Origin of the sequence: Klebsiella sp. BIGb0399 (assembly GCF_003752615.1) — a bacterium.
GTDB lineage: Bacteria > Pseudomonadota > Gammaproteobacteria > Enterobacterales > Enterobacteriaceae > Klebsiella > Klebsiella lignicola.
Genome location: NZ_RKHT01000008.1, coordinates 296,051 through 312,199 on the forward strand (window position 1 = coordinate 296,051; position 16,149 = coordinate 312,199).

At 58.3% G+C, this 16,149-nt stretch carries 11 protein-coding genes and 1 pseudogene; 7 read left to right on the top strand and 5 right to left on the bottom strand.

The features are described from left to right. The 7 genes and pseudogenes from bcsO to EDF82_RS19740 all read left to right on the top strand — a co-directional run bounded on the left by bcsO (nt 1) and on the right by EDF82_RS19740 (nt 11,489). Nucleotides 1-564, top strand: coding sequence for a cellulose biosynthesis protein BcsO (gene bcsO, locus EDF82_RS19710; RefSeq protein WP_123757192.1), 564 nt, complete (start codon nt 1-3; stop codon nt 562-564). Nucleotide 565: 1 nt separating this feature from the next. Beyond that, a pseudogene (locus EDF82_RS19715) lies at nt 566-1,358 on the top strand (cellulose synthase operon protein YhjQ/BcsQ). Nucleotides 1,359-1,377: 19 nt separating this feature from the next. Beyond that, a complete protein-coding gene (bcsA, locus tag EDF82_RS19720) occupies nt 1,378-3,489 on the top strand; it encodes a UDP-forming cellulose synthase catalytic subunit (RefSeq protein WP_123757194.1) in 2,112 nt (703 codons plus the stop codon). Further along, nucleotides 3,486-5,954, top strand: a complete 2,469-nt coding sequence (gene bcsB / locus EDF82_RS19725) for a cellulose biosynthesis cyclic di-GMP-binding regulatory protein BcsB (RefSeq protein WP_123757195.1) — start codon at nt 3,486-3,488, stop codon at nt 5,952-5,954. The genes bcsA and bcsB overlap by 4 nt, the downstream gene beginning before the upstream one ends. Continuing rightward, the gene (locus EDF82_RS19730) at nt 5,951-10,003 is read left to right on the top strand and encodes a cellulose biosynthesis protein BcsC (RefSeq protein WP_123757196.1); all 4,053 of its coding nucleotides are present in this window, start codon (nt 5,951-5,953) and stop codon (nt 10,001-10,003) included. Before bcsB ends, EDF82_RS19730 begins: the two co-directional genes overlap by 4 nt. Then, nucleotides 10,003-10,479 (top strand): cellulose biosynthesis protein BcsD, encoded by a 477-nt coding sequence (gene bcsD / locus EDF82_RS19735; RefSeq protein ID WP_174510214.1) that lies wholly within the window; start codon nt 10,003-10,005, stop codon nt 10,477-10,479. The genes EDF82_RS19730 and bcsD overlap by 1 nt, the downstream gene beginning before the upstream one ends. Before the next feature lie 11 nt (nt 10,480-10,490). Further along, nucleotides 10,491-11,489 (top strand): glycosyl hydrolase family 8, encoded by a 999-nt coding sequence (locus EDF82_RS19740; protein ID WP_123757198.1) that lies wholly within the window; start codon nt 10,491-10,493, stop codon nt 11,487-11,489. Nucleotides 11,490-11,510: 21 nt separating this feature from the next. On the opposite strand, the gene map is transcribed toward EDF82_RS19740, so the two are convergent. The 5 genes from map to bcsE form a co-directional block, all read right to left on the bottom strand. Continuing rightward, complete coding sequence (map, locus tag EDF82_RS19745) at nt 11,511-12,290, bottom strand: type I methionyl aminopeptidase (RefSeq protein WP_123757199.1); 780 nt, start codon at nt 12,288-12,290, stop codon at nt 11,511-11,513. After that, nucleotides 12,271-12,489 carry a ParD-like family protein gene (locus EDF82_RS19750; RefSeq protein WP_123757200.1) on the bottom strand — a complete coding sequence of 73 codons (219 nt, stop codon included), beginning with the start codon at nt 12,487-12,489 and terminating at the stop codon, nt 12,271-12,273. Before EDF82_RS19750 ends, map begins: the two co-directional genes overlap by 20 nt. A 215-nt stretch (nt 12,490-12,704) precedes the next feature. Then, nucleotides 12,705-14,381, bottom strand: coding sequence for a cellulose biosynthesis protein BcsG (gene bcsG, locus EDF82_RS19755; protein ID WP_123757201.1), 1,677 nt, complete (start codon nt 14,379-14,381; stop codon nt 12,705-12,707). Continuing rightward, nucleotides 14,378-14,575: a cellulose biosynthesis protein BcsF gene (bcsF, locus tag EDF82_RS19760; RefSeq protein ID WP_123757202.1), complete on the bottom strand. Its 198-nt coding sequence runs from the start codon at nt 14,573-14,575 to the stop codon at nt 14,378-14,380. Before bcsF ends, bcsG begins: the two co-directional genes overlap by 4 nt. Then, nucleotides 14,572-16,128: a cellulose biosynthesis protein BcsE gene (bcsE, locus tag EDF82_RS19765; protein ID WP_123757203.1), complete on the bottom strand. Its 1,557-nt coding sequence runs from the start codon at nt 16,126-16,128 to the stop codon at nt 14,572-14,574. The genes bcsF and bcsE overlap by 4 nt, the downstream gene beginning before the upstream one ends. Between the last annotated feature and the right edge of the window lie 21 nt (nt 16,129-16,149).

Genomic DNA, 16,149 nt, shown 5'->3' on the forward strand with positions numbered 1-16,149 from the left:
ATGAACCATTATGATGATTTGCAGCGCTTCAAGGAAAAGACTCGTACGCAAAGTCTACATTTCAAGGACCTCTCATCACAGGCACCCACCCGGGAACAGGGCGATTGGATTATTCTCAATCAGCTAACCCCTGGGGAAGAGAAAGAAACGTCTCTGGCGATGGGGGGATCGGTATCACTACCCATACCACAACCCGTGCCAGCGGATATGTTCCATTGGGTGGAAGCAGAACCTGTGCCATCTCCTGCGCCGACGCCTGTGGTAGAGCAGGCGGCTACGTTCCCGACGCCTGAGCCGCTTGTATCCCCGGTGATTGCTGCTGCGCCTGTTGAACCGCCACCGCTGGTGACGCCAACGGCGCCGCCGGTCATGGCGGAACCCGCTCCAGCCATCGCCGCAGCACCGGCACCTGCACCGCGAATGGCGCCGCGTCCGGCGGTAACACCGACACAGACCAACGACGGCTTTGCACATTTATTTGCGGCAAAAGCCGCTGAACCGGCGGCAAAAAATAAAGATCAGCCGCTGAAATCACTTTTAGAAAGGATTGCGACATGCCGTTGATCTGCGTGTGTTCTCCAAAAGGCGGCGTAGGAAAAACGACCCTCGCGGCTAATCTTGCCTATTCCCTGGCGCGCGCGGGTAGCAAAGTTCTGGTGGTCGATTTTGACGTTCAGAATGCGTTGCGCCTGCATTTTGGCGTCCCGCTGAGCGATGAACGCGGCTATGTCGCGAAAGCGCTGGAACTTCATGACTGGAGCCAGTGCGTACTCAGTGCTGGCAGCAATATTTTTGTCCTGCCATATGGCGATGTCAGCGAGGCGCAGCATCAGGCGTTTGATCAACACCTGGCCACTGACCCTCACTTTCTGACCCGGGGCCTGGCGGCGTTATTGAATTATCCCGGGCTGATTATCATCGCCGACCTGCCCCCTGGCCCGTCGCCAGCGCTCACGGCGCTGACGTCGCTGGCGGATCTCCACCTGGTGCCGCTGCTGGCGGATACCGCATCGATGTCGACCCTGTCGCACGTGGAAAAACAGCGTCTGACGGGCAGTAAGTTAAACAACAAACTCGGGCATTATTTTGTGCTGAATCAGAGTGATAATCGTCGCCAGGTCAGCCGCGACGTGACCGCGCTGATGGAGGACAAACTGGGCGATCGGTTGCTGGGCATCATCCACCGTGACGAAAGCGTGGTGGAGGCGAATGCGTCCCAGAAGTCGGTTCTCGACTTTAGCTCCTCCTCTGCAGCCGCCTTTGATATTGAAATCATTGCAAAAAAAATCTCTGCGCTGTTGGGTATCAAAATTGGCGACGGCACGGTGCACAGCCAGCCTCGCATGTCAGGGCTTTAACTTATTGCAGGGCTGCTGAATGAAAAAGTCTCTTTTCTGGTTGCTGGTACTGGTGCTATCGCCCGTTGCCGTTCTGGTGGTTATTACGCCGATGGACAGCCAAAAGCAGTATCTTTTTGGTCTGTTGAGTATCGGTATTCTGTTTTTAATGGGGTTTAGCAAAAAACGCAGCATCTCGGTCATTATGGTCGTGACTTCGCTGCTGATGTCGACCCGTTATATGTATTTCCGCTTGACGCAAACCCTGCATTTTAACTCCGGTATCGAGACGGTTCTGGGGATGGGACTGTTTCTGGCGGAAGTCTATATCTGGGTGATGCTGCTGCTGAACTACCTGCAAACGGTCTGGCCGCTTAAGCGCGAGATCGTCCCGCTGCCGGATGATATGAGCACCTGGCCGACGGTCGATATCTATATTCCTAGCTATAACGAACCGCTGGACGTGGTCCGTGATACCGTGCTGGCTGCGCAGTGTATTGATTACCCTGCGGATAAGATGAAAATTTATCTCCTGGATGATGGTAAACGCAACGAATTTGCGGTGTTCGCCGCCGATGTCGGGGTGGGATATATCACCCGAAACGACAATAAGCACGCCAAAGCGGGCAACCTGAACCATGCGATGACCCTCACCAAGGGCGAGCTGATTTGCGTCTTCGACTGCGATCACGTGGCTACCCGCGTGTTCCTGCAGGCGACCGTCGGCGGTTTCCTCAAGGATCCGATGCTGGCGCTGGTCCAGACGCCGCACTACTTCTACTCGCCGGACCCGTTTGAACGTAACCTCTCGGTGGGACGCAATATTCCCAACGAAGGGATGTTGTTCTACGGCCCGATTCAGCAGGGCAACGACAACTGGAACGCGACCTTTTTCTGCGGCTCCTGCGCGGTGATCCGCCGGAAAGCGCTGGAAGATATCGGTGGGTTTGCGGTTGAAACCGTCACCGAAGATGCGCACACTGCGCTGAAATTCCAGCGTCTGGGCTGGAAATCATCGTTTCTCGATATTCCGCTGGCGGCAGGTTTAGCGACCGAACGTCTGGTGGTACACGTGATTCAGCGAACCCGCTGGGCGCGCGGCATGACCCAGATTTTCCGCCTCGATAACCCACTATTGGGACGGGGGCTGACTATCCAGCAGCGCTTGTGCTACCTCAGCGCCATGCTCTACTACCAGTTTGCGTTACCGAGGGTGGTGTTCGTCACCGCGCCGTTAGCCTACCTGTTGTTTAACCTGAATATTATCTACTCCTCGGCGAGCCTGATCGTGTCGTATGCCTTGCCGCACCTGTTCCTCGCGATCTACGTCGGTTCGCGGATGAACGGCCGCTATCGCTACAGCTTCTGGGGTGAAATCTACGACATCGTGCTGGCCTTCCACCTGGTGCTGCCGACGCTGGTGACGATGATTTTCCCGAAACGCGGCAAGTTCAACGTGACCGATAAAGGCGGGCTGCTGGATGTCGGTTACTTCGACTTTACCGTCGTCAGGCCGCATCTGGTGGTGGCCTGTTTACTGGGCGTCGGCGTCATTGTCGGTATCGTTCGCGCCATTGGACATGACTACTTCGGTTCTGACCCCAACGTTATCGCCCTGAACGTGGGCTGGGGACTCTACAGCCTGATCTTCCTGCTGGCAGCGATTGCCGTGGCGCGCGAAACCCGGCAGGTACGTAAGACTATCCGTATCGATGTGGATATTCCGGTGCTGATTCACTACGCCAGCGGCGTGGTTTCACGTAGCCATACCGCTGACCTGTCGATGGGCGGCTGTCGTATTGCGGTGCCCGATGACCGCCATCTGCAGGACGATATCGAAGAGATTGAACTGATTTTGCAATCCGGGGCCATTTGTATTCCGGCAGAGCAGGTGACCGCCGACCAGCAATTTATTCGTCTCAAGTTTGATGAAAATATCCCGCTATCGCTGCGCCGCGAGCTGGTGCGTGTGGTGCTGGCGCGTGCGGATGCCTGGATCAACCCGCCGCGTCCGCAGGACAACCCGTTCCGCTCGTTCGTGACCATCTTGCGCTGCGTCTTTGAACTGTTCTGGCTGTCCTGGAAAACCCGCGGCGCCCGCCGTCGGCAGAAACCTGTTGCGAGCCCCGCGCAGGAGGATGGCCAACTATGAAGCGATTGACCACGCTTGCGCTGCTGGCCGGGATCTTTTCCGTGCCTGCGCTGCACGGTGAAGAGACGCCTGCCGAACCGACGGCGACGCTGAACTTCCCGCTGCCGGGCGCTGCTGTCGATGGAACGACCGCCGACAATGCCGCGACGACCCCGGACCCAACGGCAACGCCAGAATCGACCTCTGCAGGCGCACCCGCGCCAGCAACTGACGCGACGACGGCCGACGACGCCACAACCGCAGCGGATCCGGCGGCGGCCTCGCTGCCTGATCTACCGCCGCCGGTTAACACCCCTGCGCCAGTGGCCGTACCGTTAACGCCGGTCGTTAGCGGCACGCTTAATCTGGCGCAAATGGGGATGCCGGACGGCATTATCCTCAGCGGCGGGCAACGTCAGGGGGGCGCGGATTTTACGCTGCCTTCGGACCAGGTCGTGACCCATGCTGAACTGATGCTGGACGTGCGGGTGTCACCAGAAATGGCGACCCGTAATGCCACCCTGCAGCTGATGCTTAACGGCCAGCCGCTGGGCACGGTGCCGCTGGGTACCGACGGGGCCGATATTTCCCACTACCAGCTGGATATTCCGGCGGCGCTGATGGTTTCCAGCAATAACCTGAGCTTTAAGGTGAATGATGGCGACAACATGCAGTGCCTGCTCAATAGCCAGGATACATCGGGCGTCACCATTCTCGCGGCGTCGCGCTTCAGCTGGGAAAGCCAGCCGCTGAATCTGAGCAATGATTTAAGCCATTTCCCGCGGCCGTTCTTTGACAACATGCAGATGACCCCTGCAGATATCGCCGTGGCCTTCCCGGAAAACGCCGGCGCGGATGTTTATAGCGCCGCGGCGTTAATCTCCTCCTGGCTGGGGATTCAGGCGGACTATCGCGGTATCTCCTTCAATGCGCTGCGCGATCGTTTACCGGAGCGCCACGGCATTATTATCGGTCATCCGGGCGACCAGGTGGGCGGGATCACCCTGCCGCAAACCGACAAACCGCTGCTGAAGATTGTTGATAACCCGGGTAACCCGACCTACAAACTGCTGTTGATCGTCGGGCAAAACGATGCGGCATTGCGCGCCGCGGCCTGGCGTCTGACCCGTGGCAACATTGCCCCGCAGACCGCCAGCCTGAGCGTGGATCCGCAGGCGATCCCGGTCGGCAAACCGTATGATGCGCCGCGCTGGATCCCCACCGATCGGCCGGTAAAAATCAGCGAGCTGCTGCGTAAAGACCAAAGTATGACAGTCAACGGCGTCTGGCATGAGCCGCTGCGGGTGGCATTCCGCGCGGCACCGGACCTGTACCTCTGGGATGGCGAAACTATTCCGCTGCAGATTGGCTACCGCTTCCCGTCGGAAAACTGGATCAACGAAGATAAGTCGTTATTGAGCGTCACGCTCAACAACACCTTCCTGCACAATTTACCGCTGAACAAGCAAGGGCCGCTGGAGAAACTGTGGCGCCGCCTGGGGGGCGATGCCCGTCAGGAGCAGTTTACCATCCCGCTGGCGCCGTACCTGATCTACGGGGATAACCAGCTGTCGCTCTATTTTAACGTGGTGCCGAAAGACAACGCGCCCTGTGCGGTGGTGATGAATAACAACATCAAGAGCCGCATTACCGATGATTCATGGATTGATTTAAGCAATACGCGCCATTTCTCGCTATTGCCAAACCTCTCCTATTTCGTCGGGGCGTCGTTCCCGTTCTCACGCCTCGCGGACTACTCGCAAACCGTGTTGCTGATGGCAGAAAAACCGTCAGAAACCCAGGTGGCAACGCTGCTCAACCTGGCGGCCCGTTCGGGGAATGCGACCGGAACGGCGCTGGCGAACAACCGGGTGGTGCTGGGCGTTCCGAGCGGTGGGGCGGGCCTGCAGTATCTGCGCGAACGCGATGTCCTCGCGGTCAGCGGCCTCGATCAGAAAACATTTAACCAAAGCCTGCTGGCGGACTCGCCCTATTATCAGGCGGATAACCAGCTGGGTGTGCGCGAGTCGGGGCTGGGAGAAAAAGTGCAGCGTTGGCTGAGCGGCGACTGGACGTCCGCCAGCGTCGACGCCGATCGCTATCTCTCTTCCAGCAACGCCTGGCGCGGCTTTATTAGCTACCGCTCGCCGTGGAGCTCTCAGCGCACGGTGGTGGTGGCGATGGCCAGCAACGATGACCAACTGGCAAGACTGAAAGTCGACCTCGATTCACCGCACATCAACGCCGGTATCCGGGGCGATACGGCAATCATCACCAGCGACAATGGCGTGCGCAGCTTCCAGGTCAACACGCCTTTCCCGAGCGGTCAGATGCCGTGGTACATGATCGCGGTGTGGTATGCCAGCCAGCACTCTGGACTGCTGGCATTGCTGGGACTGTTCGCCACCTCGATGATTGGTCTGGCGCTCACCGCAATGTTTAAACGCCATGCTCGCAAGCGTCTGAATTCGGGGGAAAGCCAATGAAAAGAGTGATTAAAATGAATCGCCGGTCGACCCGTAAATTATCCACCCTTTGCCTGTCAGGCGCGCTGACATTTGGCGCACTCGGTGATGCCCTCGCCGCCGGCAATGATGCCGCGCTGCAGGCGCTGTTTGCCCAGGCAAACTACTGGCATGAAAAATCGCACGATGAGCTGGCGAAGGAGTCGCTGCAAAAAGTGCTGCTGGTCGATGCCAATAATACTCAGGCCATGTACCTGATGGCGCTGTGGTCGCAGCAGGGCGGGAATCTTCAGGAGGCAGTGCAGTGGCGCGCCCGGCTGGCGAAGGTCTCGCCTGATAGCCCCAATCTGCAGGAGCTGGATAACGCCAGGAAAATGGCCAAGGTCCCGCAGGGGCAGCTCAGCCTCGCAAGACAGCAGGCGCGCAGCGGCAATATTCCGGCGGCATTAACGACCTGGCGGGGCATGTTTAATGGCAATACCCCGCCATCAAGCCTGGCTGCCGAATATTACATGACCATGGCCAGCGACAAATCGCTCTACCCGCAGGCGGTCGGCGAACTGCGTCAGTACGTGGCGCAGCATCCGCAGGAGAACGCCGCCCGCGTGGCGTTAGGCAAAGCGCTGACCTGGCGGGAGGACACCCGCCGGGAAGGGATCTCGATGCTGGAATCGATGGCCAGCGGCAGCAAAGAGGTCGACAGCGGCCTGCGTCAGGCGCTGCTGTGGCTGGGGCCGCAGGCTGGCGATGAAGCGATGTACGATACCTGGATGCAGCGTCACCCGCAGGATACTGAAGTCCAGAATTACTACCGTCAGCGGATCAGCGGTCAGGCGCGCGGTCAGGGGTTTGTTAACCTCAATAGCGGCAATACCACCGCCGCGAAAGAGCAGTTTGAACAGGTGCTCCAGACCAACCCGCAGGATGCCGATGCGCTGGCCGGGATGGGCTATATCGCGCAACGTAACGGGGACTTTCAGGCCGCGTCGCAATATTTAAGTCGGGCCGCGGATCTTGGCGGCGCTGACTCAGCCGCCCGCCGCGAGCAGGCGGCTGATGCCTTATTCTACGGCCAACTGGCGCAGGCGCAGCAGGCCTACAAACAGGGCAACATCAGCCAGGCGCTGGCGCTGTCCGCGCCGCTGGCTCAGCAGAGCGGCACGCGTGGCGCGTCGGCAAAACTGTTCCGTGCCGATGTGTTGCGCCATAACAAAGACCTTCCTCAGGCGGAGCAAACCCTGCGCTCGCTGCTCAACGACCAGCCGCAAAACGGCCCGGCGCGCGAGAACCTGTACTACGTCCTGCGGGAGCAGAATAAATCGGCGGAGGCGCAGGAGATGCTGCGCACGCTGCCGGCCAGCATGCAGCAGAAGCTGCAGCCTCGCGTGGTGACCGGGATGCCGGGAGATTCACTGCGTCGTCAGGCACAAGAGCAGGCCAACAGCGGTAACGTCACGGCGGCAATCGCGACCTTGCGTCAGGGGGTATCCCGTTACCCGGACGATGCCTGGATGCGTCTGGATCTCGCCCGGCTGTTGCAAAAATCGGGCAATGAGAGCGAAGCCGCGTCGACCATGGCGGCTGCTTATCGGCCTGGCGCCAGCAGCAATTCGCTGTACGCCGCCGCGCTGTTTGCCAGTGAAAACGGTGCCTGGCAGCAGGCGCAGACGCTGCTGGGGCGGATCCCCGCCGCCAGTCAGACCAGCCAGATGCGCGATTTACGCCAGCGGGTGAACTACAACCTGCAGCTGGTGACCGCGCAGAACTACCTGGCGCAAGGGAATACAGTCGCGGCATCGAATACCCTGAGAGCGATGGCCGCGACGCCGCCAAAATCACCGGCGGACGTCGGCAAGCTGGCGCGCATGCTGGCCCAGAGCGGCGATGTCTCCGGGGCCGTCACGCTGGTGCGCAATAATATCAGCGGCGGTATCACCGGCAATGCCGGCGATTATGCCGATCAGGTCTCGGTGCTCAATCAGGCGGGGCTGACCAACGAAGCCCAGGCACTGTTGACCAACCCGCAGCTGCAGGCCACCAGTACGCCGACGCAGCTGGCGAGCATCCGCAACGGCTACGTGATCAACGAAGCGGACCGGCTGCGCGAACAGGGCAACTATGCCGGGGCTTACGACAAACTGATGGGGGCGATACAAAGCGACCCGCAAAATACCGACCTGATGTTCGCCATGGCGCGACTCTATCAGAGCGGAAAAATGAACAAAGAAGCGGGCGTGGTCTATGACTATCTGATGACCCGCGACACGCCGGACCAGGCGGCGCGTACCGGCGCGATTGACGTTGCGCTATCGGAAGGCAACAACGACCGGGCCGAACAGCTGGCTGGCGGACTGCGTCCGGATAACTCGCCGGATCGCCTGGTACTGCTGGCGCGCGTGGCGGAATCGCAGGGACACCACCAGCAGGCGATGACCTATCTGCGCAGCGCGCGCGGCAAGCTGCTGGGGCTGCAGAGCAGCAACAGCGCTCAGACGCCAACCGTTGGCGGCGTGCTGGCGGCGGATAACCCCTTTGTGGGCGTCTCCCGCACCACCACCCCGACGCGGACGGCATCGGCTTATGGACAGTATATGCCGTGGCAGGTCGCCCAGGTGTCGACCGGACCCGGCACGACCCTGCCGGGGATCCAGCGTCCCGACCTGCCGGTAGAGACCGCGCAAACCCGTACGCTGCGTCAGGTAGACAGCATGATGGAAGCGTTACAGGAAAAAACCGGCACCTGGCTGCAGGGCGGCATGGAAGTGCGTGGGCGTGATGGCGAATCCGGTACCAGTAAGCTGACGGAGATGAAAACTCCGCTGACGTGGTCCTCATCGCCGTTTGGCGACTCGCGTTTTGACTTTACCGTCACGCCGATCACGCTGAATGCCGGCACCGCCACCGGCGATGCCTGGCGGCGATACGGTGCGAACCCGCTCTCCAATGCGGTTTCCAATATGATCTCCACCGCCACCAGCGAGCAGGCGGCGATTGCCGCGATGACCGATACGGAAAAGGAAACCTATTTTGCCAGCAATCCTGGGGCTGAGGCATTAAGTACTCTGGGGACGCTGAACGCCTCCGACTTTAACGCCACCACCAGCAGCGGGATGGAGAATCTGGCGAAACTCGGTACCTACGATTCCGGCCAGGTGGCCAGCTATCTGGCGTCATCCAGCCTGAAACCGAACGTCGATCAGGCCAGCGGCTCAACGGATTCCCAGAAGGCTAATGGCGTTGAGCTGGCCATGGCCCTGAGCGGCGATAATTATCGTGTCGATATTGGCAGCACCCCGCTGGGCCAGGATCTTAATACCGTGGTCGGGGGCGTGAAATGGTCGCCGAAGCTGACCAACTACCTGTCGCTGATCTTCACCGGCGAGCGCCGCTCATTGACCGATAGCCTGCTCTCCTACGTCGGCCTGAAAGACTCCTACTCCGGAAAAACCTGGGGGCAGGTGACCAAAAACGGCGGCACCCTGCAGCTGAGCTATGACGATGGCGATGCCGGTTTCTATGTGGGCGGCGGCGGCTACAGCTACATTGGCTCCAACGTCGCCAGCAACACCAGCGTTAACGCTAACGCCGGGGTCTATCTGCGGCCTTATCACGATGATTATCGCCAGCTGCAGGCCGGGTTGAGTATGAGCTATATGGACTACTCGAAAAACCTCAGCTACTTCACTTATGGTCAGGGCGGCTACTTCAGCCCGCAGAACTACGTGAGCGTCTCGCTGCCGGTTAACCTGACCGAGAAGTATGACAACTGGACGATGAAGCTGGGCGGGTCAGTGGGTTATCAATCCTACAGCCAGGATAAGAGCGCCTACTTCCCGACCAACTCTGAATGGCAGCAAACTCTGGAGACCGCGGTCAGCAACGGCTTTGCGAAGGAAGCTTACTATTCGGCGACCTCGAAGAACGGCATTGGCTATACGCTGCGCGCCGGGGCCGATTACAAAGTGAACAAGCAGATGACGCTGGGCGGCCAGATTGGCTACGACACCTTCGGTGACTATAACGAGAGCACCGCGGGTCTCTATATCCGCTATATGTTGGGAGACAACTGATCATGACAGAGAATAACAACGCGGAAGTCATGACCTGGTTTCAACAGCAGCAGACGCCAGCCGGATGGTTTGACCTGCTGCTGATCATGGTCGATGGCATGTTGAACAACGCCGGGGAGCTGGAAAGTCAGCCCTTCTTACGCCAGATGGGGGAGATGCTGGCGGATCGCTACCCGCTGCCCGAGTCGGAAACCGTGGGCCAGCTGGAAGCCAATATCAACCAGTGGCTGAGCCGCTTCAAGTGGGGCGTGGTCAGCGTCGATGTGGGTGACGACGGGTTACGACTGCGCCATCGCGCGCTGCCGGTGAGTCGCGATGACGCGCACCGGGTGCGCTGGTGTAATGCATTTTGTGCCATACTCGAGGGGCTTTATTCTCGCTGGCTACAGGGGCAGGGCGGCAGTACGCACGTGGTGTTGCAACGTGAAAGACTGTTCTCGGTCTCGGATGTTCAGTTCCTCTACTTCCATCCATAACGGGTGACCTTATGTCTTTGCGTGCAGTAATAGCGGTCATAGTGGCGATGATGGTGCTTCCTCGTGCGTGGGCTGATGACGCGTGGCAAAGCTATAAATCACGTTTTATGATGGCCGACGGGCGAATCGTTGATACCGGCAACGGGAGTATTTCTCATACCGAAGGACAGGGGTTCGCGATGCTGCTGGCGGTGGCGAAAAACGATCGTCCCGCCTTCGACAAGCTGTGGCAATGGACCGATAAAACGCTGCGCAATAAAGACAATGGCCTGTTTTACTGGCGCTATAACCCCATCGCGCCGAACCCGATCGCGGATAAGAACGACGCCACCGATGGCGATACCATGATTGCCTGGGCGCTGCTGCGCGCCCAGAAGCAGTGGGGCGACAAGTCCTACGGTGCGGCTTCCGACGCGATTACTGCGGCACTGCTGAAAAATACGGTGGTGACCTTCGCCGGTTATCAGGTGATGCTGCCTGGTGCGAAAGGCTTCAACCTCAACGATCATCTTAATATTAACCCGTCCTACTTTATCTTCCCGGCCTGGCAGGCGTTTGCCGAGCACACCCATCTGACCGCCTGGCGCAAGCTGCAAAGCGATGGTCTGACGCTGCTGGGGAAAATGGGCTGGGGTAAATCAAAACTGCCTACCGACTGGGTCGCGCTGAAAGCGGACGGCAGGATGGAGCCGGCGAAAGAGTGGCCACCACGCATGAGCTATGACGCGATTCGCATCCCGCTGTATCTCTCCTGGGCTGATCCGCGCAGCGCCCTGCTGACGCCATGGAAAAACTGGTTCAACAGCTATCCGCGTCTGCAGACGCCGGCCTGGATCAACGTCAGCAACGACAACGTTCCGTCATGGTTTATGACCGGCGGCCTGCTGGCGGTGCGCGACCTGACTATGGGGGAGCCGCAGGGTGACCCGCAAATCACCGCGCAGGATGATTACTACTCCGCCAGCCTGAAACTGCTGGTCTGGCTGGCCAGCCACGACCAGTCGCGTTAGCCGTCGGACGCCTCGCTAGGATCAATGCGGAATAATTTCGCCCTGGCGTAGCGTCAGGACTTCAACGCCGTCGGCGGTGACGGCCACGGTGTGCTCCCACTGCGCGGACAATTTCTTATCGCGGGTCACCACGGTCCAGCCGTCCTTTTTGACCTTAATCCGGCTGTCGCCCTGGTTGACCATCGGTTCGATGGTAAAGACCATCCCCTCTTTCAGAACGGTGCCTTCGCCCGGTTTTCCGTAGTGCAGTACCTGCGGGTCTTCATGCATCTCCTGCCCGATCCCGTGGCCACAATACTCTCGCACCACGCTGTAGCCATGGCTTTCAACATGGCTCTGAATCGCGTGGCCGATATCCCCCAGGGTCGCGCCGGGTTTGACGGCGTGAATGCCTTTCCACATCGCCTCGTAGGTTTTCTTCACCAGCCGACGGGCCAGCGGGGAGACTTCGCCAATCAGATACATTTTGCTGGAGTCAGCGATCATCCCCTCTTTTTCCAGCGTGATATCGACGTTAACAATGGCCCCGGATTTCAGGTGCTCCGCCTCTTTCGGTATCCCGTGACAGACCACCTCATTGATGGAGGTGTTCAGCACATACGGAAAATCGTACTGCCCTTTGCTGGCGGGGCGGGAGTGCAGCTGATTAACGATAAAATCTTCCACCCGATCGTTAATCGCCATGGTGGTGACGCCGGGCTGGATAAAGGCATCCAGCATGTCAAATACCGAGGCTAACAGCTCCCCGGCGTGGCGCTGCCTGGCAAGCTCATCGGCGGTTTTAATGCGAATTGATGGCATTGATCACCTCCAGCAAACGGTCGGAACCGGATTTCAGCATCATCATCTTAATTTGTTGATGGTTCAGCTCCGGATAGAGCTCGCTCATCATGCCCAGACGGATCCAGTATTCCGCCTGCGCGTTCACCGAACGTGACATGGCCTTGCTGGCATCGCGAATGTCGTCGTGCAGCAGGTCAGTGATTTTTACAATGCCCATATATATGTTCCGTAATGATTCATATATACATCGTATATTTTGAAACGACGGCTGTCACGGCGTTTTTGCCCGCATCAACGGCGAAGGGAACCGCGCAGAAGACCGCAAAGCCGCGGGGACAGGGCAGAACAAGGGGCTGGATAAGGGGAAGAACGGAGAAGAACCGGGGGGCGAAAGCGCGGCCGCAGGGTTTCCCTCTGCGGCCGCGAGTCAGGTTATTGCGGGTACGGTACCCAGCTTCCGCCGTTCAGCTGAACGTACGGTTTACCCTGGTACTGCATGACAATGGCGTTGGCGTTTTCTGACACCGGCGCGCTTTGCGGCAGGCCGGCGGTGTACTGCTGCCAGTCAACGTTATCTTCGGTGAACATCTTGCCATCCAGCGCGCGAACCACCAGTTCAGACACTGCCAGGTAGCTGCTCGGCTGGTCAATGATGACCGGCGCGCCCTGGTGCGGTGCCTTCATGCCGAAGAATTTCACCGCGGTTGGCACGTTGGTGATCGACGGGCTTGGGATGTCGCGCAGGCCAGACACCTGCATTTTGTCACCCTTCAGCGCACCGCCGTGCTCCGGAACCACCACAACTATCACTTTACGGCCCGATTTTTCCAGCTCGGTAAAGAAGTTATCCAGCTCGTCGAACAGCTTCTGCGCACGTACTTTGTAGTCCGCCGTCTTGCTCTGACCCGGGAAGTGGTTGCCGTCGTGGAGCGGCAGAATGTTGTAGAAGGTAGCGCTTCGGGCCGCGTCGCCCTCTTTGTTCTCTTTTTCCAGCCAGCGGTTCAGGGTGGCTAAGTCGTCATACACCGGCGAACCGTCGAAGGCCTGCAGGCTTACCGGCAGCCCGGTTTGATCCATCAGCGGGCTTTGCATGCCGCCTAAGCTGCGCAGCTCTTTCAGGAAGTCGCCGAACAGACCGTTATGGCCGAGCATCAGCTGCTGGGTAAAGCCGAGTTTTGCCAGGTTTTCGAACAGGTAGCAGTCGCTCCCCGACGGTTGATACAGGTTCGAGTGTGACAGCTGACCGCAGCTGGCGCGCAGCAGACGTACCGCCGCCGGGCCGCTGTAGGAGGTCGCCGAGTTGAAGTTTTTGAACACAATATCAAAGTGCTTCCACAGCGGATGGTCCATCAGCCCCGCCGCTTCAATATCCGACCACGACAGCGAACAAATATTGATTACCAGCAGGTCAAACGGTTGGGCATCCGCCGGCAGCTGTTCCGGGAACGGCGTTTTGCGTTTCTGTTCCGCAGCATAGAAGGTGTTCAGCCAGTTGGTTAAATTGGCGGAGGTTGGCGGTTCGGTCTGCGCCGGAATATCGCCGTTGGCCGCCGTCGTGCTGGCGGCTGAAGCGGCGTTATTGTTGGTCCGCGCGGTGGTGGCGGCCGCAGTTGTCGGCTGGCCGGCAGGCCACAGCGTAAAGGCCGGGAGCAGCGGACTGATGGTCAGCCAGATCATAATGGCGGAGACCAATACCGTGACGCGCAACCACTGCCTGATGAACAGCCACAGCACCAGCAGCAGGAAGAAGGCGCCGACCATATTCCAGTTAATAAAGCGGGTCACCAGGTCCCAGATGTAATCGGCGCTGAAGCCTGCTAACTGTGAACCCTGACTAAAGATACTTTCCGGTCCCGGCAGCCAGGTATCATGCCAGAACAGCCCAATGCCGAGGGGAATGGCAATCCAGTGGCGCAGGCGGTGGAGCTTGTACTTTGGCAGGGGTACCAGCAAAAAGGCGAGGAACACCAGGTTTAACATCGGGTGAAAGTTAAGATACCCCGCCCAAAGCAGCGCAAACTTTACCAGAAAGTAAAAATTCCAACCGGCCAGGCCGCGCCAGTACTGCCAGAGCGGAAGCGGCGTAGCGTTAGTTTTTTCATTCGTCATTTATTCAGTTTGCCTTGCTGAGTTGTTGCTTCCCGGCGTAAGACGCCAGCCGGTTTGACATAACGGGGTTTAAAGAACATCAACCGTAAGGTGGTGCGAATACGGCGTTGGTAATGGCGCGTCAGGTATCCCAACGGGAAAAAAAGCAGGGCGCATAGTACGACCAGCTGAATAATATCACTGATGGACATCATGACGTTTTCTCCCTGTCAGTGGACAGACGATGCGGTTCAGGGAACCGTCGCCAGTGGCGTCCATCATGGGTGGCATTGATGGTGACATTTTTCTCGACCGAGATCGGCAACGGCGTATTCCATTGAGATGGATCGATTCCGCGCATCAACAGAATTTCGGCGGTGATCTGTTTATCTTCGAACCAAACCATACGGTTAGAGAAGATATCGCCGGTGGGCAACGGGAAAATATGGTTTAACGCGGTGTCGAGGTCATTCACGCGACAAAACGACAGAAAAAGCACTAATCGGTTATTACCGATGGTCATGATATCGCCCATACGATTCGGGCGACACAGCGTTAACGCCTGCTCGACCCGCAGGCCCGGCGCCGGACGTAACGCCACCATCACCCCTTTGCTGTCTTCAGGCAGCATGGTGTTCGTCATGATGTTGTGCACCGCCGTGCAGAAATCGCCCCACTTCTGGAAACCGCGCAGATTGAGCGGCTGGCTCCAGCTCAGCAGGGTGTCAAACTCTTCTGGAATATGGCGGGTGAATTTTTGCTTCTGCACGCTTTCTATTAAGGTCAGGCAGCGGGAAAGCGGGGCGCTGGAGGGGATCACCATATTCGCGCCGCTGCTTAACAGCAGCCGTTCATCGGTGGTGCGCAGGCTTGGCGTCTGCTCGCGTACGACAATTTTCAAGGCGCTGCCGCGCTGCTTACGCAAGATATGGATATAGCGGCCCAGTTGCTCAATCTGTTCGTTTTGGGTGATGGAGAACAGCAGGGTGGCCGCCTGTGATTTGCGTGCGGCATTAAAGACGGCATCGTTGGTATCAAACAGCGTCCAGTACTCGGACAGCGCAGGCGCACCTTCCAGCACCCGCAGGTTGCTCAGTACCACCTTCTCATCGCTGCGCGGTTGCACCAGCGTCTCTTCATCTTGCGCCAGGTGCCAGCCGTCGTCGCCGTGTAAAACCGTCAGCTGCTGCTGCGCGCTCATTCCCTTTTCGCTGCCCCAGAAAGCAATATCAAATAAAAAACTATCGCCCTGGTAGCGCAGGCTGGCGAGCCCGGAAAGCGACCGGTATTCATTTAGCAGGGGGGAAAGTTGCTTATCAACATCCTGACCGGAATTAAGCACTAACAATGAACAATGATGATATTTGGTCCATCGGTGAGATTTTTCAGCCCAACGGCATAATTGTTCTTTTTTGATATTCTGCCAGGCATTTTCTGAAGCCAGCAGAATAAAGAGATAGTTATCCGGATCGAGGCTACAAAGTAAATCGCGATGCAATTCTTCCAGCGCTTCTGTGCTATCCGGCATGGTGAACGCCGCAATTTTTGCCGGACCGCGCTGAGGATCGACTGAAATGATTTTACTCGGTGTATTTCCCATCACGATGGCCGCGACTTTGCAGTCTTTATCTTGTGCTGCAAGCGTCTGATTGAGCAGGCTTACCGCATCTTTGTAGCGATCAACGTTAAGCCACCATACGCCGCCTACGGGCATATGGCAGACTTCATCCCACAATGATGAAATGCCCAAAGTATATACGTTTTCCACGGCGTCCCTCGCGAGAACTGA

Bases quoted from the DNA above. Each gene is read 5' to 3' on its own strand.
- EDF82_RS19730 (WP_123757196.1), top strand. From the start codon at position 5,951: ATGAAAAGAGTGATTAAAATGAATCGCCGGTCGACCCGTAAATTATCC.
- EDF82_RS19750 (WP_123757200.1), bottom strand. From the start codon at position 12,489: ATGGGCATTGTAAAAATCACTGACCTGCTGCACGACGACATTCGCGAT.
- bcsA (WP_123757194.1), top strand. From the start codon at position 1,378: ATGAAAAAGTCTCTTTTCTGGTTGCTGGTACTGGTGCTATCGCCCGTT.
- EDF82_RS19740 (WP_123757198.1), top strand. From the start codon at position 10,491: ATGTCTTTGCGTGCAGTAATAGCGGTCATAGTGGCGATGATGGTGCTT.
- bcsB (WP_123757195.1), top strand. From the start codon at position 3,486: ATGAAGCGATTGACCACGCTTGCGCTGCTGGCCGGGATCTTTTCCGTG.
- bcsF (WP_123757202.1), bottom strand. From the start codon at position 14,575: ATGATGTCCATCAGTGATATTATTCAGCTGGTCGTACTATGCGCCCTG.
- bcsG (WP_123757201.1), bottom strand. From the start codon at position 14,381: ATGACGAATGAAAAAACTAACGCTACGCCGCTTCCGCTCTGGCAGTAC.
- map (WP_123757199.1), bottom strand. From the start codon at position 12,290: ATGCCATCAATTCGCATTAAAACCGCCGATGAGCTTGCCAGGCAGCGC.
- bcsO (WP_123757192.1), top strand. From the start codon at position 1: ATGAACCATTATGATGATTTGCAGCGCTTCAAGGAAAAGACTCGTACG.